This is a genomic window from Pseudoalteromonas sp. AS71 (assembly GCF_038900275.1).
GTDB lineage: Bacteria > Pseudomonadota > Gammaproteobacteria > Enterobacterales > Alteromonadaceae > Pseudoalteromonas.
The window spans coordinates 23637-45884 of the sequence record NZ_JBBMQZ010000004.1 but is presented as its reverse complement, the minus strand read 5'-3'; the positions used below and the strand labels follow the sequence as shown (position 1 = coordinate 45884).

20 protein-coding genes are annotated in these 22248 nt (G+C 37.2%); 5 read left to right on the top strand and 15 right to left on the bottom strand.

Going from position 1 to position 22248, the window contains the following annotated elements:
- Positions 1-6 precede the first annotated feature (6 nt).
- The 8 genes from tssA to tagH form a co-directional block, all read right to left on the bottom strand.
- Positions 7-1122, bottom strand: coding sequence for a type VI secretion system protein TssA (gene tssA / locus WNY98_RS04080; protein ID WP_024598490.1), 1116 nt, complete (start codon positions 1120-1122; stop codon positions 7-9).
- Positions 1123-1342: 220 nt separating this feature from the next.
- A complete protein-coding gene (locus tag WNY98_RS04075; RefSeq protein ID WP_076924336.1) occupies positions 1343-2140 on the bottom strand; it encodes a protein phosphatase 2C domain-containing protein in 798 nt (265 codons plus the stop codon).
- On the bottom strand, positions 2133-2861 hold the full coding sequence (tagF, locus tag WNY98_RS04070) for a type VI secretion system-associated protein TagF (RefSeq protein ID WP_342877200.1): 729 nt from the start codon (positions 2859-2861) through the stop codon (positions 2133-2135). Before tagF ends, WNY98_RS04075 begins: the two co-directional genes overlap by 8 nt.
- Positions 2843-6355 (bottom strand): type VI secretion system membrane subunit TssM, encoded by a 3513-nt coding sequence (tssM, locus tag WNY98_RS04065; RefSeq protein WP_342877199.1) that lies wholly within the window; start codon positions 6353-6355, stop codon positions 2843-2845. Before tssM ends, tagF begins: the two co-directional genes overlap by 19 nt.
- Before the next feature lie 9 nt (positions 6356-6364).
- On the bottom strand, positions 6365-7645 hold the full coding sequence (gene tssL / locus WNY98_RS04060) for a type VI secretion system protein TssL, long form (protein WP_076924339.1): 1281 nt from the start codon (positions 7643-7645) through the stop codon (positions 6365-6367).
- A gap of 21 nt (positions 7646-7666) precedes the next feature.
- Positions 7667-8995: a type VI secretion system baseplate subunit TssK gene (gene tssK / locus WNY98_RS04055; RefSeq protein ID WP_076924340.1), complete on the bottom strand. Its 1329-nt coding sequence runs from the start codon at positions 8993-8995 to the stop codon at positions 7667-7669.
- 14 nt (positions 8996-9009) lie between these two features.
- Positions 9010-9474 (bottom strand): type VI secretion system lipoprotein TssJ, encoded by a 465-nt coding sequence (gene tssJ, locus WNY98_RS04050; protein WP_024598484.1) that lies wholly within the window; start codon positions 9472-9474, stop codon positions 9010-9012.
- Positions 9475-9489: 15 nt separating this feature from the next.
- Complete coding sequence (tagH, locus tag WNY98_RS04045; RefSeq protein WP_342877198.1) at positions 9490-10800, bottom strand: type VI secretion system-associated FHA domain protein TagH; 1311 nt, start codon at positions 10798-10800, stop codon at positions 9490-9492.
- Between the two features lie 494 nt (positions 10801-11294).
- Between tagH and WNY98_RS04040 the strand changes: the two genes are divergently transcribed.
- Entirely contained in the window at positions 11295-13268 is a 1974-nt protein-coding gene (locus WNY98_RS04040; protein WP_342877197.1) for a serine/threonine-protein kinase, read from the top strand.
- A gap of 171 nt (positions 13269-13439) precedes the next feature.
- Positions 13440-13796, top strand: coding sequence for a PEGA domain-containing protein (locus WNY98_RS04035; RefSeq protein WP_024595403.1), 357 nt, complete (start codon positions 13440-13442; stop codon positions 13794-13796).
- Positions 13797-13860: 64 nt separating this feature from the next.
- Here WNY98_RS04035 and WNY98_RS04030 read toward each other — a convergent pair whose 3' ends face one another.
- Positions 13861-14229, bottom strand: coding sequence for a DUF1294 domain-containing protein (locus WNY98_RS04030; RefSeq protein WP_342877196.1), 369 nt, complete (start codon positions 14227-14229; stop codon positions 13861-13863).
- Positions 14230-14281: 52 nt separating this feature from the next.
- On the opposite strand from WNY98_RS04030, the gene WNY98_RS04025 reads away from it, so the two are divergent.
- Positions 14282-14812 carry a hypothetical protein gene (locus WNY98_RS04025; protein ID WP_024598480.1) on the top strand — a complete coding sequence of 177 codons (531 nt, stop codon included), beginning with the start codon at positions 14282-14284 and terminating at the stop codon, positions 14810-14812.
- Between the two features lie 69 nt (positions 14813-14881).
- On the opposite strand, the gene WNY98_RS04020 is transcribed toward WNY98_RS04025, so the two are convergent.
- Positions 14882-15424, bottom strand: coding sequence for a carboxymuconolactone decarboxylase family protein (locus tag WNY98_RS04020; protein WP_024598479.1), 543 nt, complete (start codon positions 15422-15424; stop codon positions 14882-14884).
- A 113-nt stretch (positions 15425-15537) separates the two neighbouring features.
- Between WNY98_RS04020 and WNY98_RS04015 the strand changes: the two genes are divergently transcribed.
- Positions 15538-16122 carry a TetR/AcrR family transcriptional regulator gene (locus WNY98_RS04015; protein ID WP_197184737.1) on the top strand — a complete coding sequence of 195 codons (585 nt, stop codon included), beginning with the start codon at positions 15538-15540 and terminating at the stop codon, positions 16120-16122.
- Positions 16123-16206: 84 nt separating this feature from the next.
- On the opposite strand, the gene WNY98_RS04010 is transcribed toward WNY98_RS04015, so the two are convergent.
- The 5 genes from WNY98_RS04010 to WNY98_RS03990 form a co-directional block, all read right to left on the bottom strand.
- Positions 16207-18327, bottom strand: a complete 2121-nt coding sequence (locus WNY98_RS04010) for a methyl-accepting chemotaxis protein (protein WP_342877195.1) — start codon at positions 18325-18327, stop codon at positions 16207-16209.
- A 106-nt stretch (positions 18328-18433) separates the two neighbouring features.
- The gene (gene arsJ, locus WNY98_RS04005) at positions 18434-19651 is read right to left on the bottom strand and encodes an organoarsenical effux MFS transporter ArsJ (protein WP_342877194.1); all 1218 of its coding nucleotides are present in this window, start codon (positions 19649-19651) and stop codon (positions 18434-18436) included.
- A gap of 24 nt (positions 19652-19675) precedes the next feature.
- A complete protein-coding gene (locus WNY98_RS04000; RefSeq protein ID WP_342877193.1) occupies positions 19676-20686 on the bottom strand; it encodes an ArsJ-associated glyceraldehyde-3-phosphate dehydrogenase in 1011 nt (336 codons plus the stop codon).
- Positions 20687-20706: 20 nt separating this feature from the next.
- Entirely contained in the window at positions 20707-21063 is a 357-nt protein-coding gene (locus WNY98_RS03995) for a metalloregulator ArsR/SmtB family transcription factor (protein ID WP_342877192.1), read from the bottom strand.
- 174 nt (positions 21064-21237) lie between these two features.
- Positions 21238-21666, bottom strand: a complete 429-nt coding sequence (locus tag WNY98_RS03990; RefSeq protein WP_039486563.1) for an organic hydroperoxide resistance protein — start codon at positions 21664-21666, stop codon at positions 21238-21240.
- Positions 21667-21789: 123 nt separating this feature from the next.
- Here WNY98_RS03990 and WNY98_RS03985 point away from each other — a divergent pair, with 123 nt between their 5' ends.
- The gene (locus WNY98_RS03985) at positions 21790-22224 is read left to right on the top strand and encodes a MarR family transcriptional regulator (protein WP_039486559.1); all 435 of its coding nucleotides are present in this window, start codon (positions 21790-21792) and stop codon (positions 22222-22224) included.
- The last annotated feature ends 24 nt before the right edge of the window (positions 22225-22248 follow it).

Below are 22248 nucleotides of genomic sequence, written 5' to 3'. Positions count from 1 at the left end.
TTTTACTTATGTTTCAGTTTCGCTGATTTTAATGCCAGACAACTTAAAGTACCCAGTCCTAGCATCACTATCTGTAATTAATTCATTTAACAATTCAGGTAGCGACAACTCGCTCCATCGAATTACTTGCTCTATGGTGTAAGACATAGGCGAGTGTGGTTCTGTTTTTCTAAAAAAAGATGCAATTTCTTTGAGTTTATCTATCGCACTTTCTCTTGAGTTAATTTCGTTATTAGCTTTTACAGTTTGATTTACAGTAGTTTGACCTTCTTCGTCATCACTGTGAACAACTTCTTGTACCGCATTGAGAGCTGCTTTAGCTTTTTCTGCCGCTTCAAGTTTATCAGCCGCAACATGTTCAACAGCTCCAAGGCTAACTTCTAACGCTTGCTTTATGTTAGACGTTGGCTGAGGTTGACCTGTCACTCTATCCATAACTTCGCTTAATAAAGCAAACTGTTCAATAGCACTTTCGATATCATGCTTCAAAGTCACAAAAAATTCAGTACTGGTTTCTGATGCACTTCTTTCTATGAGTTCATAGTCAACCGCACCTAGATTAAGCTTTTTCTCTCTTTTTTCATCACTTAAACGAGAAATGTCGTAGCCTTGTTGATACTCCCAAAAAGAGTACGATTCCATACTGGAACTGTCTGTCAAGTAGATGCTTTTAATAGGAATTATTAAAGTACCTTCACCAGCAGAGCCATTAAGACCAACTAAAGCTGAAATTTTATCGGATAACTCATCATCGTCATCCAATGACGGATACAGCTTATCAAAATAACTATCGAGCAGATTATGAGCAACCTTAAAACCAAAAGCTAAGCCTTTAAAACCGTGAATACGGCAAAGGCCTTCTATAAACCAAGCTAAATATTCAATATCTTTGCTTTCGTTTTTAATTGCTTTACTGCATTGTTCTAATAAAGGAAGCCAATCTCTTGCTAATGAAGAAATACCTTCTTCATCAACCAACGCATTTCTTTCTGCGGCACGAAGCTGGTTTCTTAAATCTTTTAAGGCGTAATAAGTCGACGTAGGAGAAACATCAGAACGGGGATCAATACCTGCAATCTCGGTGTCTGAAATAGGGGAAATATACTCTTCAAATAAAAACATTCCGTCGTCCTAATAATTATCCATAAAACTCTAATAAAGCTGAGCGGATTTTATATTACATTCTTTATAATAAATTACAAGCCTAGTTACAATTGAGTTTAAACCTTAATTATTGCTTTTACATAAACAATTAGAATATTAATATACTTTAAATTAATAAATGTAATTAAAGTAAAAACTCAAATAAAGTAAACTAAAACAATTTCATTTTAAAATAGAGCTACCTTGAAAACAATGGAATTGTAGCTTCATCTTGAATGTTGAATGTTTCTGAATTATTGCCAGCATAACTTTCATCGTACTTTATTAAAATACACGTTACGTTGTCTCTTGCACCTCTCACTAATGATGAGTGCATTAACGCCATTCCTGAATCAATAATACTACTTGGCTCTAATGACAAACATATGTCTTCATCTGACAATTCACCGGTGAGCCCATCTGAACAAAGTAAAAATATATCGCCTGTTTTCACTTCATTTTGAATAACGTCCACTTTTACTTCTTCGGTTACACCTACAGCCCTTGTGATTACATTTGATAATGGATGCGTCTTAGCTTCTTCTACTGAGATAATCCCTTCATCGATTAAATCATTTACTTGGCTGTGATCTCTTGATATTTGCCTAAGTTGACCATCTCGCAGCATGTAAGCTCTGCTATCGCCAACCCACAAAACATAGTACTTATTATTTTTTAAAAATAATGCGGTAACTGTACTGCCCGCGGTTTTACTACCTAGATATTGGGCACTGTATTCGTTTAATTGCCTATTAGCATCTTCAATGGCTTCAACTATGTGTGATACTTCTAGTTTTTCAAGTGGAAGCTCTTCAATTTTTGCTCTTAATACATCTACAACAAGTTGGCTGGCAACTTCACCAGCCTCGTGACCACCCATCCCATCTGCGACAACCCATAAGTTATGGCTGTTTATTTCTACATGCGCATCCTCGTTAAGCTGCCTGACAGCACCACGATGGGTAATTGCATAACTTGTACTAAACTTGCTAATCACTATTTCTTACCTGTGTAAAATTCCATTCCCAGTGTTTCCACCTTCCATCTAACATTGCCGCAACTTGATTTACCGCAGGCAAGCCAGGAGTTATAAGTACCATTGGTTTTATGTTGCAAGAGCCATGCGTCCACCAAACACTGTAATCGCCATGTCTTTTTAATAAAAGAGCATGCATTGCATCTTGAAGAACTTCATTCGATAACTCATCACCTGAAAACTCAAATGCTTCTGCACTTTTATTTTTATCTGCTGAATTTAAAAAGCTAACCTGCTTTTTAACTCCAGATATAGCACTTAGAGACTTAGCAACCTCTTTACGCCAAGAAAACAAATCAACGGAACTATCTAGAACTTTTAATACAGTATCTTCATACTCTAAAGAGAACACACCCGAGTTTAAAACATCAATCGGTGCATGCTCTAGTGTACTTGCAACAGTAAAAGGGTAGTGTCGCCCTACTGCATCCATACTCGGAAACAACGTACCCATAACCCCTTTGTCACCAACAATATTTGGCGATAATGCAAAGTGCCATACTGGTCCGGTTAAGTAGTTATCTTGCCATACTTCACCTAGTTGCTCTTTACTCACTGCAATAGCAGCTTGTAGCCATTGCTCCCAATGCTCTGAAAACTCTTTCGATACGTTATCTTGTACAAAGTCACCTAAACTAGGCACTTTGCCAAGATAACCAATATTTATAATCGGGTCGGACATGAAAACTTCTCTACACTTTTGTTCCAAAATGGATGCCTGATTGATTTAGGCAATAACTCGACTTTCGCATTGTTCCCCATGAGTGAAAAATGTAACTCTAAGTCTTCACGTGTTTTTGCTCTTTTAGCACTTAACTCGTCTAACATACGGTATAGCGACCATTCACCTTGGTAAGTTGTATTAATGGGGCGACCACCACTTGGAGGAGTAAATTCAATCCGAGTATTACTTTGCCCTGTTGATCCTGGCCATACAAAGTTAGTTATTTTGATTGGCCCATGACGATATGACATAGATTGCCCATCAATTTCGACCCTGAACTTTGATACTGATTGATCTAATTCTACAGTCCTTAAACCAAACTCAATTCTTGGTGTTGCACTACCGCCATCAAAAAAGACAGTTTGAATTTGATTAGCAAGCTCAAACATCGCTAATGTATCTCGGCTAATGCCTATATCTTTTTCAAATTTCCATGGCGTTGAGCTCATATCTACACTAGGCGCAATATAGTTTGTGAAAAAGCTATCAATTGTTCCACCTGGGCCGAAAAATCGAGTGAAATCTTTCATATTCACTTCTTTATCTGCGTATGGAGAGAACGGATAACGGCCAACAATTGCAGCGTTATATTCGCGTAACACCTTACTTTTCCACATCTCGTTTAAGTGTCTGTTGGCACTATTTTTAGTTATATTGCTAGTATCACGACTGATATCTAACAACCAACTATTAAACGGATAAGGTAAGTCTCGGCTTTGGAACTCAAGTTGACGAATAAAGCTTGGCTTACTTTTACCGCTAATTTGATCTTTAATTGACGACTTTAACTGATCGCCTCTATCAAGTTTGGTTAAGTAAACGTTTAACTCTCTTAGGTTTTTCTGAATATTATCTAATTGTTGAGCATCAATATTTATTACATCTTCAAAAGCTTCTTCAACTTGATGACCCGGTAATTTAATATCAAATTTAGGGGCTTCGTCAGGTAAAAATCGTTTGATACGATTAGCCTTTGTTTTCATAGCAATTTCAGCAGCATTTGCTGCCACTTTACCTGCAGCCTTTTGATTATCAGATACTGGTAATTTAGTTAGCTGCACATTTTTTTGAACAGCAGTGATAATATTTTTAATAGGAGCTTCAGAACCCGCTAGAGCATCAGTGATATTAACCCCCTCAGCAGGAGAGCTATATTGATTAAGGCTCAAATCATCAATAAATGATTGCCAATAATAGATATAATCTTGAAAATATCGCTGCTCTAGCTTTTTCTCTATTTCATCTTTAGAAATATCGTAGGTACCCGTGGCCTCTTCACCATAAACCCAGCTACTTGCCATTAAATTACCAAGCATTTTACTTTTCTCAACATTAAAAATGCCGTGGAAACCATTAAATGTATATAAGCCTGGGATACTTCGCGTAAGCTCACCGTCATTTCTAAAAGTAAATTTTTGCGCACTTTCGAAACTAATAATATCTGTAAGCCTAAATGGCGGGATACTGCTATCTAAGAAGTCGGCTTGAAGTCGTTGGTATGCTCGCTCTGCAATTGGTAGCTTAGTTAGCTCAGCTCGTGCAACACGCACTGCTTGATTATCAATTTCAATTTGGCTAACACCGTTTTCAAGTAATGTAGCAACATGCTCCATCAGCTCTACTCTGGTTTGCATATTTTTATCGCCTGGTAAATTACGTTCTAAATACGCGTTAAACCATACCGTTATATCTTCGCCTTCAAAGTATTCAGGCTGAAACAACATGAGGTAACACTTCAGTGTTTCGTATAAATAACTCAAGTGCTCAGGATGAGCTTCCATTTCTTTAATTAAGGTACTTGCAATAAACGGTTCTAAATACGTTTGCAATGAACGGTCGTAGGCTTGTGTAGAAGCCATTTTTATTTCATTTAGTTTGTTAAACCCAATTGATTTAGACTCTTGTGTATTAACAAGTTCAGGGTTGCTTGCAGGTAAGTTTCTAAGAGCTTTTAATCTGTCGTTTAATACCAATAAGTTATTACGATCAAATGAGGCGGTATCAAGCTCTTGGTACGTTGCAATCGCATCCTCAGTCTCTGAAATTAAGTTACTATTCCAAGCAAAACTAAAGTACCACGATGTTGAAAAACCAAATAAAGCTATGCATGCAAGCGATATGCTACCAACACGAAGCCATTTATTTTGTTTGTCATGATGTTTGTTAGTGCTTGCTAAGTTTTGCTCTGGAAAAATTACACCTTCTAATACATTCTTTATAAAAAAGCTTTTAGATTGGTTAATGTATCCAGATTCGCCTGCGTTTGCTTCGTTTAAAAAGCTTGATGGCGTACCTTCTTGCGTTGCACTTGTAAGATAAACACCACGAAACATTGGTAGTTCTTCGTATGCATTAGGAGTGAATATTTCTTTTAAAAAAGCATCTCCTACACCTTGTAGCACACGAAGCTGCCTTGGGAATTCGAATATTTTAGCGCGAATTTCTTCGTTTCTTTCATTAATTAATCTACGATTTAACATCTCGGTTAATTTAGAAATTAATGTGTGAAATTCTTTATTAAATGCATCTACTTGCGTGTCTTTATCTAAATCAAGTTCAAAGGTTACGCCCCAGACCTGCTCACATTCTTCTTCAGTTAATTCGCCAAAAAACTCTCTAAAGCCTTCTATTAAATCAACTTTAGAAAAAATAACGTAAACAGGAAAAGTCATGCCTAATTGGCTTTGTAGCTCTTGTAATCGTTGTTTAATAGCGCGAGCATGTAGGTTTCTCTCAGTTTTGGTCTGGCTCATAAGCTCAGAAATACCCATACTGATCATTACACCATTAATCGGCCTAAGAGGACGGTACTTACGAAGTAATCCTAAAAAGCCTTCCCATGCACGTGAATCATGCTTTGCGTGGCTGCTTTGCGTTGTGTAGCGCCCTGCAGTGTCAATTAAAACAGCTTTATTGGTAAACCACCAATCACAATTACGCGTACCGCCAACACCATGAACTAAATCAACACCCAGCTTATCTTTTAGTGGGTAATCAAGCCCTGAGTTATGAATAACGGTAGTTTTGCCAGCCCCTGGCGGTCCTATCATTATGTACCAAGGCAGCTGGTAAATGTTTTTACCTTTGAACAGCTTTACATCTTTTAAAAGATCGATAGCTTCGTTCATTCGCGTTTTAAGCGTGGTAATTTCTTCATTTACTTCAGAGCTATTTGTATCGCTATTACTATCAATTAACTCATCAGCCATTTTTTCGTCTCGTTTGCTTTGTTGCATAAGACGATAAATTTTAGACACAGAAAAAACCAATAAAACCAATATAATAGTAAACAGTCTTGCTGCAATACTTTGTAGTGGTACATAGTCAGCTATCGCTATTAATGGGCCGCCAAACCAAATTAGTAATGATAAAGCCAAAAAGCCAATAACTAGCATTGCCGTACGAGATGTAAGTGCGTAGGTCACTTTTTTTATTTTTTGTGAAAAACTCATTTCAGCCTCTTAAAATAATAAATCGATTTCAATTCGTCGGTTAAGTGACCGAGAAGCTGAATCTGAATTACTGGCAATAGGCTCTGCTGCGCCCTTACCTTCGGGCCATAAACGCCCACTGAGGTTTGTACTTTTAGCCATAGAGTTTGCAACTTGCGTTGCGCGCGCTAAAGAAAGGTGCCAATTTGAAGGATACTTATCAGTTCTAATTGGTGTATCGTCTGTGTGGCCAGTTATTAAAATACGTCCTTTAGTTCCTTCAAGGCTCAATGCTAGCTTTTCTAAAATAGGTTGAAATGAAGGTAATAATTTAGAGTCACCTTGGTTAAAAAGGCTCTCACTATTAATAGAGATTCTAATTCTATCGATATTTTTCTTTATCGTTACAATCCCCATTTGAATCTCAGTTTGTAATAGCTGCTCTAATACAAGTAGCTGCTGATCCTTTTTGTCTATTGCTTGGTCTTCAGCTAGAGGATGAATGATAGCAAGCTTGTCATTAACAGCCGTAACATCATCATTTAGCTTCATATTTATAAATAAATAAACAGTAAGTAAAAGTAAGCCCAGAACAGAAAAAATAACCCACAACGGCACCTGATTTCTTAATTCTACACCAGCGGCTACTCTTTGTTTCCAGTTAGGAGAAAGCTTATTATTGATTGGCCCATCTAATTGATTTAATAGGTGGTACATTTGTGAGCGGTATTCTTCTACTTTATTATCACCCACAGTATCTAACCTGTACTTACCTTTAAAACCTAAATTTAAACAGTGGTACTGAAGCTCTAAAAAGGCTTTGTGTTGCTCTGGCTGAGACAATGCATTGTCTAGTAAAGTATAAAAGTACTCTCCGCCAAAGGTCTCTTTATGAAATGTTGAAAGCAAGCTTTCGTCAGCCCATTCCATAGAGCTCCATTTAGAATTTAAAACAGACTCATCTAAAATTGCACATAAGCAATAACGGGAGTTTTTGATTACATCTTTTGATAGGTTTTGATTACGAACTTCGACTTCAAAGCGTTTAATAGCCTCTACACATCGATGCTTTAAAGCAGCCAAGTTAGTCATCTCAACTGATTTTCTAATTGAAATAACCAATGAAAAGCAGTCTGTTGCTGCTTCCATTAATGGGTTTTTAAATATAGATACCTTTGCATTACTAGGAATACTACTTGCAACAGGCTCAACAGACATGACTGTTTTGTCTGGATCATTATCTACTTGATTATTATTTGAGGCATCACGCCCTAATCGACCAGGACGTGGTTTTATAATGGTTTCGTCCATTGAAACTCTTCCTTTTAAAAGTTAAGTTCTTATTGCCCATAGGCTTAGTTGTAACTCGGGGTAACTTCCTGACAAGTGAATAGCAATACCACCACTTGAATGAAGTTTTGCCCAATGCTCACCATGTTTATTTAATTCAAAATAATGAAAACCTGCATGGTAAGGAATTTGACGCGGTGCAGTTGGTAAGTTACTGATTGTAATACCTGGGATCTGATTGTTTACTAAATCTCGGATCGTCTCAACGCTACCTATTTTTATTTGAGAAGGTAATATCTTACGAAGCTCTTCGTGAGGAACACTCGCCTTAATAGCCAATATAAATTGACCTGAGCTAAGTACAGATTTGTCTTTGAGCGCACCAAAAGAAATACCAAACTTGCTCTGCTCTAGCTTTATTTCTGTTGCAGTTTGCTCGATTACATGACTTAAAGATTGATATAAAAAGTTTACGACTTCACTAAATACCGGACCTAAATTTTTATGATCGTACTTAGGTAATTTAGGTACTCTTTTGTTTACTGTACTAAAAGTAGATAGCTCACCTGCAAGCTCTATTAAACGTGTATAAAGAATATTTGGGTGAAGGTTATTAACTGATAACAGGTTTTCAAAAACAGCGTCATACTTATTTAGCGTTTGCAGCATAATAAAATCAGCTACAGATGTGCTCCCCGCATAGCCTTGGCACAACCTAACAGCAATACTTTCTGAGCGCTGCTTTATCATTGAGCCAATTTCTCTCACTAGACCAAGTAATGGCTTACACTGACCTACTTTTAATGAAGCTGGAATATACTTTGAATCGAGCTTAATTTGCCCTTCGCTACTTACTTCAACAATGCGTGCTAATGGCAATAATATATAGCCAGCGTGATCGTCTGATGACAATACTAGCTTACTAAATACCTTAGCTACTTGAATAATTTCTTGAGCTTGCGCACCTAAAGAGTCATCGCTTACTGATAAGTCATTAAGTTTATAACGCGTAACAATATCCTCATCCAACGATGAAATATTAATACCACTGGCTTTTAGAGCAGGAACCGCTAAATAAATTATTTCGTCATAAACATCTTTGCCAACCACTAAAGGCTCAGGCAAAGAGGTTGATTGAGGCATATCGATAGGTAACAAATCAGGAGTAATAGCTGACAATGACTCAATAGCAAACTGGCCTGAACTTAATAGTTGAGTGTCAATACTTATATCAAGTATGCCCCAAGGATCTGCTAAGTTCCCATTACAAATTTGCTTAATTAAATGCGAAAAGTGCTTATCTGACTGCTGAAAGTGTTGCGGCCTTAAGAACATCCCTTCGGTCCAGGCAACACGAGTGTTATCACTCATTATACAAATCCTTTTTATTGCTCTCTCATGTATGTAGCAATTGCTTCAACATTTACATCTATATCGTCATAGCCAGTTGGGTCAACTTCGATTACAGCTCTCCATCGTGCTTGATCTATATTTCTGTACGCTACAACAACACCAACATATCGTGTATTGCGGTTTAAGGTCATTTTATATTCTTGAACAGAGTTTGGCTGTAATTCTAATTCATCTTTCTTTAATAAGTCTGGGCCTAATTGTTTTTCAGGTGTTTCATACAAGCTAAAGAAATCCTGAGTATCAAAAATTGTCCTCGAGCTCAACTCAAAAATTTTCATTACTACCGGTGAAGGTCTATCCGACGTGTCTGGGTTTACATTTTTAGACACATTAATTTTTAGATCCGTAGAAGGAGGCACAAACTTATTAACAGTTGAACAACCCATGGCTAAAAACAGTAAACTGAAACTCATTAAAAAGAGCTTAAATTTGTTCATTATCTACTTTCCTTTCTAGAACGATTCTTTAATTCTATCGTTGTATGCTTTTAAGAAATCATCCGACAATGCCATAGCTCCCTTACTATTTACATCATGAGATAACTCATCATATAAATTTTGGTATAACTTCCAGCACTTAGACTCTGTTTGGCCAGGGATGATTTTTAATACGTTAGAATTATCATTTATTTGTTGATTTATATGTTGGGGAGAAACTTGCTCTAACATCCCTTTTAATACGCCGTCAGCTCCTGCTAATAAAGCATGTTCATGTCTTCGCGTATCAACAAAGCTTTCTTTGATTGATTCTTGAGACGACAGGAAGCTTGCACTATTTCTGATGAATAAATTCTGAATAACGTCATCAATATCTGCCGAAAACTTAATTGGGTTATTTTGTTGAGTTTGAAACATCGTTTGGTTTAAACGCAATTGGTTTTTTACAAGCGCTCTTTGGCGAAGAGACTCCATCAACTCGGTCAGTAATAGATTTAACCCTTGGCCCATTTCAAACCAAAGTTCTTGTGAGTTTAATGAATTTTGTAACTCAGCTTTAACCCCCAACCCGTTTAAAAAAGCATCAGTTAAAGCGGTGTCTTCATTATGTGATGTTGGATTTTTTTGCACTACTGGTTTATGAGCAGGCTTTGCTGCTTGAGGTTTAGTTACAGGCGTATCTAGTACTGGTGTATTAACTGAAATTTGCTGTTCAACAGCTGGTTTTTGTTGTGGTTTACTTGCAACGGGTGCTTGTTGAGTTACAGCGCCAGGGTTCATTAAGTGAGCAAGCTCATCCCAGTTCTCAGGTATTTGGTTTGCTGAATTATCGTCAGCTGCCTGAGTCATAGAAACCGCAGGCATAGACTCATCCATTATTGATTCATTAAAGTACTGTTCTGGATCAGAAAAATGCTCAGTAGGATGCTGATAAGATCTTGCTGGCTCTTTGCTAATACTAGCTGCTGCACTTAAATTACCATAATCGGTATCAGGTGTTTTTTCATTAGTAGCTAATTTCACCTCTATTTGAAAATCACCCACGGTGATCGTATCACTATCCGACAAGCGTTGTTTATTACCTTGACCTAATGGAGCTACGCCAAAATTTACAAAAGTACCATTTGTAGATGTGTCGTAAACATAAAAGGAATCACCCTCTTTTACTATGCGTCCGTGCTTACTAGAAATGATTTTTTCAGGATCCGGAAAATGCCAATCACATACTTCTGAACGGCCAAATATTAGAGAGTCTTTTACTGTTTTAGTTGCTTCAATTTCTGGAGAGAGTCTATGATAACTAGTGATGTTTAGTATCAGTTCCATTTGATAAGTTAGTCCCATAAATCTACATTCTCATTAGGATAAAGTAGAAGAGAAACTATTGTCAACATTGAAATTAATATATAAAAATATACTCAACCATACAAAAGCTCAAATTTAAATAAATTAAATTAAACAAAACCTCTATAAAAAAGCCCTTCCAAAGCTTACAAAAGATATTTTGTATGTTCCCATTTAAAAAATTGCTATTTAATAATTAGCATTACATTTTATTCATTTTAAGCACCTAGAAGTGTTACAAAACAATGCCTGTAGGCCTACACTGTTTATAAAAACAAATAGCAATTAAACGATATTTCAAAAATTAATATAAAAGCCCTAAATTTTTTAAAGTTTTGTACGAAAGTTCTGCTATAGAAACATTGCTAAGTTAGCTAATTTTTGTAAAAATACGGCCCTTATCAAAGGGAGAATTGATAAATAATAAAAAACTCACCTTTGCGATTATTTTAATATGCACAATAAAAGGATTTATAATGAGCGGTGTCAACAGTTCTAATGATAAAACGCAGATAGCTTCACTTGACTCAAAACTTCGCACGTCAAAAGCAATAAATAAATTAAACCTTATTGGTAAAAAAGTATCGGATCGCTACTTAGTTGAAGAACTTATCGGCCAAGGTGGTATGTGTTACATATACCGAGCCAGAGATTTATTTTTAGAAAGTGCGAGTCGTCCTGAAGTTTTTGTAGCGATTAAAGTATTGTTAGAAGAGTTTTCTCATTCTGAAGAAGCTATTTCACTTCTTAAAGATGAAACAACTAAAACACAACAGCTCTCTCACCCTAATATTGTAAAAGTATATTCTGCAGGCTCTGATAATGGTTTACATTATGTAACCATGGAATTAGTAGAAGGCGAAACGCTTGAGCAAATAATCAAGCGCAATAAACCCTCTGGAATGGTTTTCAAAAAAGCGAATGTAATTCTCAACCAACTTGCTGATGCATTAATTTATGCCCATTCTCGTGGCGTTATTCATAACGATTTAAAGCCATCGAATATAATCTTCGATTCAAATGGTAGCCTCAAGGTACTTGACTTTGGTATTGCTAAACACAAAACCATTGAAGATGCCTATGCAGTTAATAGTGAATCAAGCCTAGGCACTGTAGGAGGTTATACGCCAACCTATGCAAGTCCTGAACAATTAAAAGGTGCTGCAGCATCCGTTAAAGATGACGTTTTTTCTTATGCGTGTATTGCCCTAGAGTTATTAAGTAGCAAACATCCATATAATCGTGTTGCAGCAGACACACTCCCTAAAGATACATCGGCAAAACGTCCTAGTAACTGCCCTTTATGGTTGTGGGGCACGCTTAATAAAGCAATTTCTTTAGATGCAGCAAAAAGAACTGATTCGTTAAAGCCTGTTTTAGATAAGCTTCAGAGTAACTTTAAACCGGCAATAGCACTTGCAGCCAGTACTGTTGTGTTAGCCCTTTTGGCTGGTCAGTACTATCTATCAAATACAAATAATATAAAGCAGCTTGAAGCTAAATTAGATAATGCAAAAGCAATAAACCAACAAGTAGAAACATGGATGTCTTGGGATGGACCGGAGATTCTAAACAAGCTTGCAGAAATCCCACCTCAATACGAGGTATTAAAACAAGGCTTATTAAGATCTAATCAAGCTAATATTCTACAACGTTTTGATTACAGAGCGAATCAAATCAATACAAGCGCTAACAAGTTTAAAGACTTTGATGAAACAATTAATGTTTATAGTAAGGCCTTGGAGTATTACCCAGATTCAGAAAAGCTATCGGTACAACTGGAAAGCATTTTAAGAGAGCGCCAATCAATAATTTCAGATATTACTTCTCGTATTGATTTGTTACTTGAGCAATCTCGCTATAGTGAACTGGACAATAATAGTATTCCACAATTAATCAATGATTTAAGTGTAGTCGATAGCACCTACGTTTATCGCCCGTCTGAAGTACATTTTGATAACTATAAACTTGCCTTAGATAAAGCGATTGAAGAAGATGATGTTATCACGCAAAAATCTTTACTTAATGTTGGTAAAGCTATTTTCACCAATAATCAAAAAAACGAACTTGGCTTTGCCAATCTGCTAAAAAGAGAGTCGGCGATAGATGCTTTAACGCTTTACCAAAAGAAAGTAAACCTAGGTGAGCCAGCTGATTTTCCTACTGAAGATGCCATCGTATTTTACGGTCCTAGATTTGATAGATACACACAAAAACTAGAGAAGATTGAAGAGTACAAAGATTTATTAGATTTTGAAGAATTAATCAATACCGAGTCTGCAACATTACCTAAAGACTTTTCATTACTCGTTTCTTTAAAACAAGAATTATCTAGACGTTATATCACTATGGCAAATACGTTAATGAAAAGAAAGATGTACCGTACAGCAGAGCAACTAGTTGAAAGAAGTGAAGCTATTACTCAATCTCTTGATAATGTAATGCTTTAAACAACTATTTTATTTCGTGAGCATCACCAAATAACTAAAAATATATTAAACTAACAAACGTTTTGTTTTAACAAACGAAGGTCAAGGACGACGGGTTGAGCGATCATTTTGCATAAACTCCTCCAAGATTTTTCGTAATTATCACTATTTAAATGAGTTTATGGAGTACCTATGAAAAAGATAAGCGCACTAGCGGCATTACTAATACTAAGTGGTTGTTCAACTACATCGTCTGTAGATGAAACGCAGCAACTTGCAAAAGAAGAAGCAGTTCAAGTACAAGAAGAAATTGTTGAAGCTGTAGCACCTATTTCATTAACTGTAATCACTAACCCTAGTGATGCACGCGTACGCATTATGAACATTGCGCCTGTGTACCAAGATGCTATTGAACTTAAAGAAGGTAAGTATGACGTTGAAGTAAGCAAGCCAGGTTACTTAACTTACCGCAAGTGGGTTGTAGTCGATAAAAAGACAATTTTAACAGTAAATTTAGATGAAGTAGCAGCAACTGAAGCGGCTAACTAGTCCAATATCTAAACTTTAATTATGCCTTTGAACATTTCACATGTATTAAAGGCATAATTTTAAACTACACAAAAAAATATAACCCCCCCATAGCCGCAACATTCACTAAAACACATAACCACAACACAATAATAAAACGTCGCTTTTGCGATTTATGACGAAGTAATTGTTGAGCAATTAATGCCCCTGGCCATCCTCCAATTAATGCAAGAAGCTGTAGTGTGCGCTCTAGTGTGCGGTTTACTTTTTTATGTGGAGAGCGCTTAGCTTGTCGCTTATCCCACGCGTACATAAAAAAGGTTATAGCACTTAATACACTTATATAACCAGGTACATATATTGGTATATAAACGGGTAAGTATTGCAGTGGGTAAGTCAGCCAAATGGCAGCTAAGTAAAGTAATGAGAACGTTATTAATATTTTCTTTATCAATTAATTATCACCTATACTGGGCTTATAAAAACCTAACAACAAGAGTCAAATTATGACATATTTTAAATCTCTATTCTTAGTATTATGTTTGTGCACATTTAGTAGCTTTGCTAATGAAACTGCCAGTAACCTTGATAAAGAGCTAGAAGTGTTTAAACCTTACTTAGGAACGTGGCAAGCAGACTTTAAAGTACCTGAAGGTGCAAAACCTGTGCAAGATGTGGGTAAATGGGAACGCGCGCTAAATGGTAAGGCTATACGCACTATGCACTCAATTAATGAAGGTGAGTATGGTGGCGAGTCGATGATTTTTTACGATACTAAAAAGCAGTCACTCGTATTTTACTACTTTACCACCGCAGGATTTTATACAAAAGGGATTATGAAGGTATTAAGCCCTACTCAGTTTGTCGCTTATGAAGATGTAACAGGCAGCAAAGATGGGATCACAAAGGTTAAATCGACTAGTGATTTGAAAGACGATAAATTTATTGTATCGACCTCTTATCTTAAAAAGGGTGAGTGGACTAAACCTGAAAGCCGTACTTATACACGCAGTACAAAAGTGGTTAAATTTAAATAGCCGCGATTTATAAATACAAAAGACAGCCTAGGCTGCCTTTTTGTTATTTCATTCTTTAAAAGTCGTAAATTATTTTACGAATTTTTTAAATGGTGCATCTACAGGTGTATCTGCAAGATGATTAGTGTAGTTGCTCATTACTTTTTGAGATAAGCCAACAATAATTTCAAGTAGTTGCTGCTTGCCGTAACCTGCTGCAAAGAACTTTTCGATTTGCTCATCACTGATCACGCCACGTTCACGTGTCATTGCTAGTGTAGTTTCACGAAGAGTTTCTAGCTTAGGATTTTCAAGTGGTGTTTTATTTACAAGTGCATCAACAATACCTTGGTCAACTTTCATTGACGCAGCAATGGCGCTGTGTGCTGGTACACAGTAATGGCACGCGTGCTCAACATTAATTGATTGCCATACCACTGTAAGCTCTTCTGCATTGAACGATGTTTTTTGAAACAGCTCATGCAGTACTTGGTAACCTTTAAGTAATGTTGGTGCTTCAGCCATTACTGCGTGTAAGTTAGGTACCATACCAAATGCAGCTACTGAATCAGCCATTAGAGATTTTGATTCTTCAGGTGCGTTATCTGCTGTGTATAAAGTAAATTCTGCCATGTTTAGCTCCAATAAATAATTAGGTTTAAGTAACTTCGAGACACATAATATTTGATTTTGAGCGACTGTTCAAGTTAAAATTGAGCAAATGTTCAAATTAATTGAGAAACAACATGGTTAATAAGGTGAAGTTTGAGCGCGAGACAGTTGTCCGCCTTGCAAGTCAGCTATTCTGGGAAAAGGGTTTTCATGCAACTTCGACGCGTGATTTACAAGATGTTGTAAACATGCGCCCAGGAAGTATCTATTCTGCTTTTGGTTCAAAAGAAGGCCTCTATATTGAATCGTTAAAAGACTACACAGTGCAAATGGAAAGCCAGATTAAAGAATGCCTATCTACATCAGACAGCATTCTTGGTGGTTTACGTGCTTTTGTTGAGGATGTCGTCACAAAGAAAGAAAGTACACCGAGTGCTATTTGCATGTTGGTAAAAGCTAATTGCGAGTTTGCCGATAAAGATAGCAATTTATATCAACTAAGTTTAGATTTAGCTGATAAGTTTGAAAACTATCTTTCGATTCTTTTTGAGCAAGCAATTGAAAACAATGAGTTGAGTAATAATATATCAGCGCAAGAATATGCACGTTTTTTTGAAGTTCAATTTACTGGGTTACGTGGTTACTTTAACCGCCCAGGTGTAGAGTCTCTTGCTCAGCCTATGATCAATCAAATGTTCAAGATCATAAAAAGCCTATAAACACCTTCCAATCAATAATTTGAATAAAAAACGGCAGTAATTAAATTACTGCCGTTTTTATTTTATCCGAATACTTAATAAGTATTACGTTTTTAATTTATTTAGCTCTGAGTCTTGCTGCGCAACAAGTTTGTTAAGCGCTTCGCTACTATCCCCCGCTTGTGTAGATAAGTCAGCAAGTTGCGAGGCGGCATCAGATATAAGCGTTAAATTACGGTTAATTTCTTCGGTCACTAAGCTTTGTTCTTCAGCCGCGGTTGCAATATGTGTAATTTGATTGGTTATTTCATCAACTTTAACGACAACACTGTGCAGAGCATCAAAAGCTACTGATGTTTCATCAACAGCATTTTGCGCACGTACTACGCCTTTTTCAATAACGGTAGACGCATTACCCACTTCAGATAATAAGCTATCAATTAACTGGCTTATGTCATCTGTTGATGAACGCGTTTTAGAAGCAAGTGCACGTACTTCATCAGCAACAACGGCAAAGCCTCGGCCATGTTCACCAGCGCGCGCAGCTTCAATAGCTGCATTAAGAGCAAGTAAGTTTGTTTGTTCTGAAATAGTACGAATTACATCTAATATTTGCGTAATGTCTTTACTGCGCGAAGCTACTTTTTCAACGGCTTGATTAGCTTCTTTAATTTCTTCAGACATTGTTTTAACTTGTGTCATTGCTGACGATAAACTCGATTCACTGCTTACTACCAAGCTGTTTATTTCATCGGCTTGTTGGGCTGATTGCTCTGATGCTCTGGCGACTTCGAGTGCTGTTGCGCTCATTTCGTTCATAGCCGTTACCACACTTTCAATTTCTTGAAATTGAGATTGAACATTATGCTTAGTATCAATAGCTATATGCTGCGCTATTTCACCTTGTTGCTTGGTTTGATCAGACACATCTTTAAGTTCTGTAATTAAAATACGTAACTTAGATAAAAAGGCATTAAAGCCACCAGCTAAAGCAATGAGCTCTGCATGAGTTTCAACATGAAGTGTATGCGTTAAATCGCCTTCAGAACTTGCTAAGTTATCTACACGTTGTTGAATTTGCTGAAGAGGCGCAACCACGCTACCAATAACAAATTTCATTATTAAAAATGCAATAACGCCAATAACAGCACCTGTAATTAAAATCATCGCGCCTAAATCGTTTGCAGTATCGGCCATATCTTGTGACAGTGCATCAGGGCCCGCTAAAGCTAAGTTACTAGGTACTTCAATAAGTAAAGACCACTGTCTATTAGCTAGCTTTATATTTATAGGGTAATTAACTAAGTACTCAGACGATGTTTTAAATATGCCTTTTTGGCCCTTAAATTTTTCAAGCTCTTTAAACAAGTTAGAACTAACAGCCTCTTTAAATGGGCGCCCTAATTTAGATTTATAATGGCTACTTCCCACGACTAAACCAATATCGCTAAGCACGGTTACTTTAGCTTGGCCATTATAAAGCTGTTTAGAAAGTTCCTCAGTCATGGCCTGAAAGGTCGGCAGTGTTAAATCAACACCCGCTAAACCAATAAACTGACCCGATTTTAAAATAGGCACTGTTAATGAGGTAAGCATTACTGAATCGCCAGATGGGATTTCGTATAAATACGGTTCCATAATACAAGGCTTAAGTGTGTCTTTTGCACACAAGTACCAATGTGCTTCACGAATGCCGAACTCATTAAGTGAGGTAATATATTTATCAGCGGCATTAGCTACTTTTTGCTGCTCAATCACGTTATTCTGATCGCGTGTTATATAAACTTCTAGCGTACCATCGCCATTAACCGAGTGCTTATAGCCGGTTGTAAAACTTGAATCTTGTCCATCAAACGCATTTGGTTCAAACTGAGAGTAAATAGATGATAGTAATGTATTTTGTTCTAAAATAGAGCGATTAATACTCACTACTGTATCGCGATTAAGACTTTCGCTTTTAGCAGCATCACCTAATAACGCAGCTAAAGAGTATGGCACTCGGTAAGCTTCGTTAATAAAGCCCGCTATTTTTTCACCATATATTGCTGCATTCGCATTCAACTTTTCTTCAACTTCAGCAACAATATAATCTTCTGACTTGCTTGCTAGTTCGGTATTACTCGCAGATAGCTGCCACCATAAAATGCTCGAAAGCACTAATACAGTGATGAATATACTTCCGACAGTAAGCCACAGTAATTTTTTTGCTAGCGATATTTCCCGCATTCATCTCACCCTTAAATTAAAACTACTGATATAGTTTAGTAGATCTAACCAACGAAGCTATGAATATCGTTAAAGAAACTGAATTTAATACAATATGTTGAGTTTTTTAAAGTTTAGCTAAGCGTGCCGTTGTAATTGAGGCTGCAATTAATAAACACACACTCACCCATAAACATGCACTAAGCCCATACACTTGAAAAACCCAGCCAGAAAGCACCGTACCAAGCAAGCGCCCTATTGCATTAGCCATATAGTAAAAACCAACGTCGAGGGACACCCCGTCATTTTTAGCAAAACTTACTATTAAGTAACTATGCAGCGATGAATTTACAGCAAATACTCCACCAAAAATAAGTAAGCCTATTACAAGCGTAAAATGTACCGCTATATCCAATTGCATCAACAACGCCAAAATGCCAGTTACGCCACTTAATAAAGCAACCCACCAATATGCTTTTTTGACCGAATGTGAAGTTGAATCACCTTGCCCAGTTATTCGCGGTGCTTGCGATTGCACCAGCCCATAAGCAATAACCCACAAAGCCATAAAACCGCTGACCCACCAGTGATCCCAGTTAAACTGAGCGGCTAAGTAAACAGGTAGTGCAACTACAAACCACACATCACGCGCTGCAAACAAACATAAACGCGCTGCACTAAGTAAGTTGATTGCCCGCGATTTAGAAAATAATTCTTTAAACTTAGGTTTGTTTTTAGCTTTACCAATATCGCCTTTTAAAAAAATTAAACTAATAACCCACGCAACACTAAGTAAAATAATTAGACTTATTAATGCTCCCACAAAACCAAATACAGTTAGTAATAAGCCGCCTAAAAAAAAGCCCACCCCTTTTAAAGCATTTTTAGAGCCGGTAAGTATGGCAATCCATTTATATAATTGGCTTTGCCCTGCATCGTTTTGTGGTACTAAATACTTAATGGCGCTCTTTGCACTCATTTTATTTAAGTCTTTTGCTATGCCACTCAGTGCTTGCGCTGCCATAACATAGGCAACGGTTAGCCAATCCCCTGGCACGCAAAGCATGGCTAAAGCGACAAGTTGTAGCCCAAGCCCTACATTCATGGTTTTGTTCAACCCTAAATGCGCACCAAGCCAACCACCTACTAAATTGGTGATCACCCCAAATATTTCATAAAACAAAAACAACATGGCTATCGCAAATGCGCCATAACCTAACTGATGAAAATACAGCACCACCAACATGCGTAGCGCACCATCAGTTAAAGTAAATGCCCAATAGTTACCAGTAATTATTAAATATTGTTTTATAGAGCTCGGTAAGTTAGCCAACTGCGCAAACATAGCGTTAAACCTTTTTAAACGAGATTAAACCAAATCACTTTGTGCAACTTTAAGCATTAGCTCAGCAGTACGGTTTGCATAACCCCACTCGTTATCGTACCAAGCATATAGTTTAAGTTGAGTGTTGTTAATTACCATGGTTGAAAGCGCATCAATAGTGCAGCTGCGCGGATCTGTTTTGTAATCTATAGATACAAGCGGCTTTTCTTCGTAGCCTAAAATACCTTGTAGCTCGTTATTTGCAGCGTCTTTAAACCACGTGTTTACTTCGTCTTGTGTAACACCTCGCTCGAGTTCAAAAACACAATCAGTAATTGATGCGTTAGTAAGAGGTACGCGCACGGCATGGCCGTTTAATTTACCTTTAAGCTCAGGAAAAATATGCGTAATAGCAGTTGCACTACCGGTTGAAGTAGGTATTAAACTTGTACCGCACGAACGCGCACGGCGTAAATCTTTATGAGGGGCATCAATAATCGTTTGAGTATTAGTAATGTCGTGAATAGTGGTCATTGAGCCGTGCTTAATGCCCACTTTTTCTTGCAAAACCTTTACTATTGGCGCTAAACAGTTAGTTGTGCAAGAAGCCGCAGTAACAACTTTATGCTCACTTGGGTTATAAAGATCATCGTTTACACCCATTACTACATTTAAAATACCGTCTTCTTTTACAGGTGCGGTTACCACAACACGCTTAACGCCTTGTGCTAAATATTGATTTAACAGCTCAGTGGTTTTCATTTTACCGCTGGCTTCTATTACTACATCGCAATCTGACCAATCAGTTTCGTTTATGGTTTTGTTGTTGGTAACTGCAATCGTATGCTTACCCACACTAAAGCTATTATCATCACTAGAAACCTGTTGTGCTAAGCGCCCATGTACTGAGTCAAACTCAATTAAATGTGCGTGGGTTTTAGCATCGCCCGGTACATCATTTACTTTAATAAACTCTATTTCTGGCCAATCAACTGCTGCACGCAGAGTTAAACGTCCCATACGGCCAAAACCGTTAATACCTACTTTAATAGTCATAATTAAATACCTTTAATAAGTTAGTTACAGCAGCTAGTAATACGTTCAGGGCGATTACCCATAGCGTTTAAGCGCGTTAAATCGTTTTCATAAAATGAAGGGTTAGCAGTAAGCGTTTGCATTAATACATTTTTAGCCCACTCTGGCAGGGCTTTATTAATACTGTAGTAAACCCATTGATTTTGTTTACGGTCGCTCAACAATCCGCATTGTCTTAACTGCGCTAAATGTCGAGACACTTTAGGTTGGCTTAGCTCAAGTGCAGCAACCAGTTCGCATACACATAGCTCTTCTTGATGGCTAATGAGCAGCATTGCTTTTAAACGCGTATCGTCCGCTAGGCATTTATAAAATTGAAGTGGGTTGAATTGTTCCATATTGTCCTCGCAGTTTTATTGCACATACAATAAAACAAAAACAGAATATATGGAATAGTGAATATATGATTTTTTGTATATTTATTTAACGACTCATTTATTAAACTCCACGCACAAAAAAGCCCAGTGGGAAAACCACTGGGCTATTACAGTATTAGTTAACTTAGCAATTAATTAAATAACTGAAAGCTCTACTTCAATATTGCCACGTGTTGCGTTTGAATATGGACATACTTGGTGCGCTTTATCTACAAGCTCCTGCGCTGCAGCTTTATCCATATCACCTAGTGACACAGCAAGTTTTACTGCAATACCAAAACCGCCTTCAATCGCGCCAATAGACACTTGTGAGTTAATATGCGTGTCGCTTGGTAAATCTATTTTTTCGCTACCTGCTACAAATTTAAGTGCGCCAATAAAGCACGCAGCATAACCTGCGGCAAACAATTGCTCTGGGTTAGTGCCTTGACCGTCGTCTCCGCCTAAGCCTTTAGGTGTTGATAGTTTTACATCTAAACGACCATCATCAGATTTAGCTACGCCTTCGCGGCCGCCAGTTGCAGTTGCTTTTGCAGTGTAAGCTACGTTTTGTAATACATTCATAATGAACTCCAAAGTTTAGTAATTTATTTAGTTTGTGTGCAAAATAATAGAACAAGTAATTAGAGATTGCAAATACTTTGCATGCAAATTAAAATACCATGTATCGAAATAAAGGATAACGTTATGCCGTTTGAGCAATTAAAGTTAAAAAATCAGTTATGCCACCGGTTATATATGGCATCTAACAGCATTGCGCGTGCGTATCGCGAGCCTTTAAACGAGCTAAATTTAACTTACCCGCAATACGTAGTAATGATGGCGCTGTGGGAGCAAGACGAAATAACAATTGCAGAGCTAATAGATAAAACCGCGATAGATGGCGGTGCAATGACCCAAATACTCAAAAAAATGAGCGACAAATCATTACTGGCTGTTATTAAAGATGAGCACGACAAACGCAAACGCCTAGTGCAGCTAACCCAGCATGGCCAATCGCTCAAGTTAAAAGCAGCCGATATTCCTAAAAATATTTTATGTAAATTTGATAGTGTAGATGCAACACAAGCGAAGCAGTTAATGCAGCTGCTCGATTTAGTAGTAAACGACTTAGCCGATTAGGCTCTTAATTTTTAAACAATAAAC

What these genes read in the sequence shown, in the direction of transcription:
- WNY98_RS04020 (WP_024598479.1), bottom strand. Translation starts at nt 15,424, where the DNA reads ATGGCAGAATTTACTTTATACACAGCAGATAACGCACCTGAAGAATCA.
- WNY98_RS04025 (WP_024598480.1), top strand. Translation starts at nt 14,282, where the DNA reads ATGACATATTTTAAATCTCTATTCTTAGTATTATGTTTGTGCACATTT.
- tssM (WP_342877199.1), bottom strand. Translation starts at nt 6,355, where the DNA reads ATGAGTTTTTCACAAAAAATAAAAAAAGTGACCTACGCACTTACATCT.
- tagH (WP_342877198.1), bottom strand. Translation starts at nt 10,800, where the DNA reads ATGGAACTGATACTAAACATCACTAGTTATCATAGACTCTCTCCAGAA.
- WNY98_RS04040 (WP_342877197.1), top strand. Translation starts at nt 11,295, where the DNA reads ATGAGCGGTGTCAACAGTTCTAATGATAAAACGCAGATAGCTTCACTT.
- WNY98_RS03995 (WP_342877192.1), bottom strand. Translation starts at nt 21,063, where the DNA reads ATGGAACAATTCAACCCACTTCAATTTTATAAATGCCTAGCGGACGAT.
- WNY98_RS04010 (WP_342877195.1), bottom strand. Translation starts at nt 18,327, where the DNA reads ATGCGGGAAATATCGCTAGCAAAAAAATTACTGTGGCTTACTGTCGGA.
- arsJ (WP_342877194.1), bottom strand. Translation starts at nt 19,651, where the DNA reads ATGTTTGCGCAGTTGGCTAACTTACCGAGCTCTATAAAACAATATTTA.
- WNY98_RS04015 (WP_197184737.1), top strand. Translation starts at nt 15,538, where the DNA reads ATGGTTAATAAGGTGAAGTTTGAGCGCGAGACAGTTGTCCGCCTTGCA.
- WNY98_RS04035 (WP_024595403.1), top strand. Translation starts at nt 13,440, where the DNA reads ATGAAAAAGATAAGCGCACTAGCGGCATTACTAATACTAAGTGGTTGT.
- tssJ (WP_024598484.1), bottom strand. Translation starts at nt 9,474, where the DNA reads ATGAACAAATTTAAGCTCTTTTTAATGAGTTTCAGTTTACTGTTTTTA.
- tssA (WP_024598490.1), bottom strand. Translation starts at nt 1,122, where the DNA reads ATGTTTTTATTTGAAGAGTATATTTCCCCTATTTCAGACACCGAGATT.
- tssK (WP_076924340.1), bottom strand. Translation starts at nt 8,995, where the DNA reads ATGAGTGATAACACTCGTGTTGCCTGGACCGAAGGGATGTTCTTAAGG.
- tagF (WP_342877200.1), bottom strand. Translation starts at nt 2,861, where the DNA reads ATGTCCGACCCGATTATAAATATTGGTTATCTTGGCAAAGTGCCTAGT.
- WNY98_RS03990 (WP_039486563.1), bottom strand. Translation starts at nt 21,666, where the DNA reads ATGAATGTATTACAAAACGTAGCTTACACTGCAAAAGCAACTGCAACT.
- tssL (WP_076924339.1), bottom strand. Translation starts at nt 7,645, where the DNA reads ATGGACGAAACCATTATAAAACCACGTCCTGGTCGATTAGGGCGTGAT.
- WNY98_RS03985 (WP_039486559.1), top strand. Translation starts at nt 21,790, where the DNA reads ATGCCGTTTGAGCAATTAAAGTTAAAAAATCAGTTATGCCACCGGTTA.
- WNY98_RS04000 (WP_342877193.1), bottom strand. Translation starts at nt 20,686, where the DNA reads ATGACTATTAAAGTAGGTATTAACGGTTTTGGCCGTATGGGACGTTTA.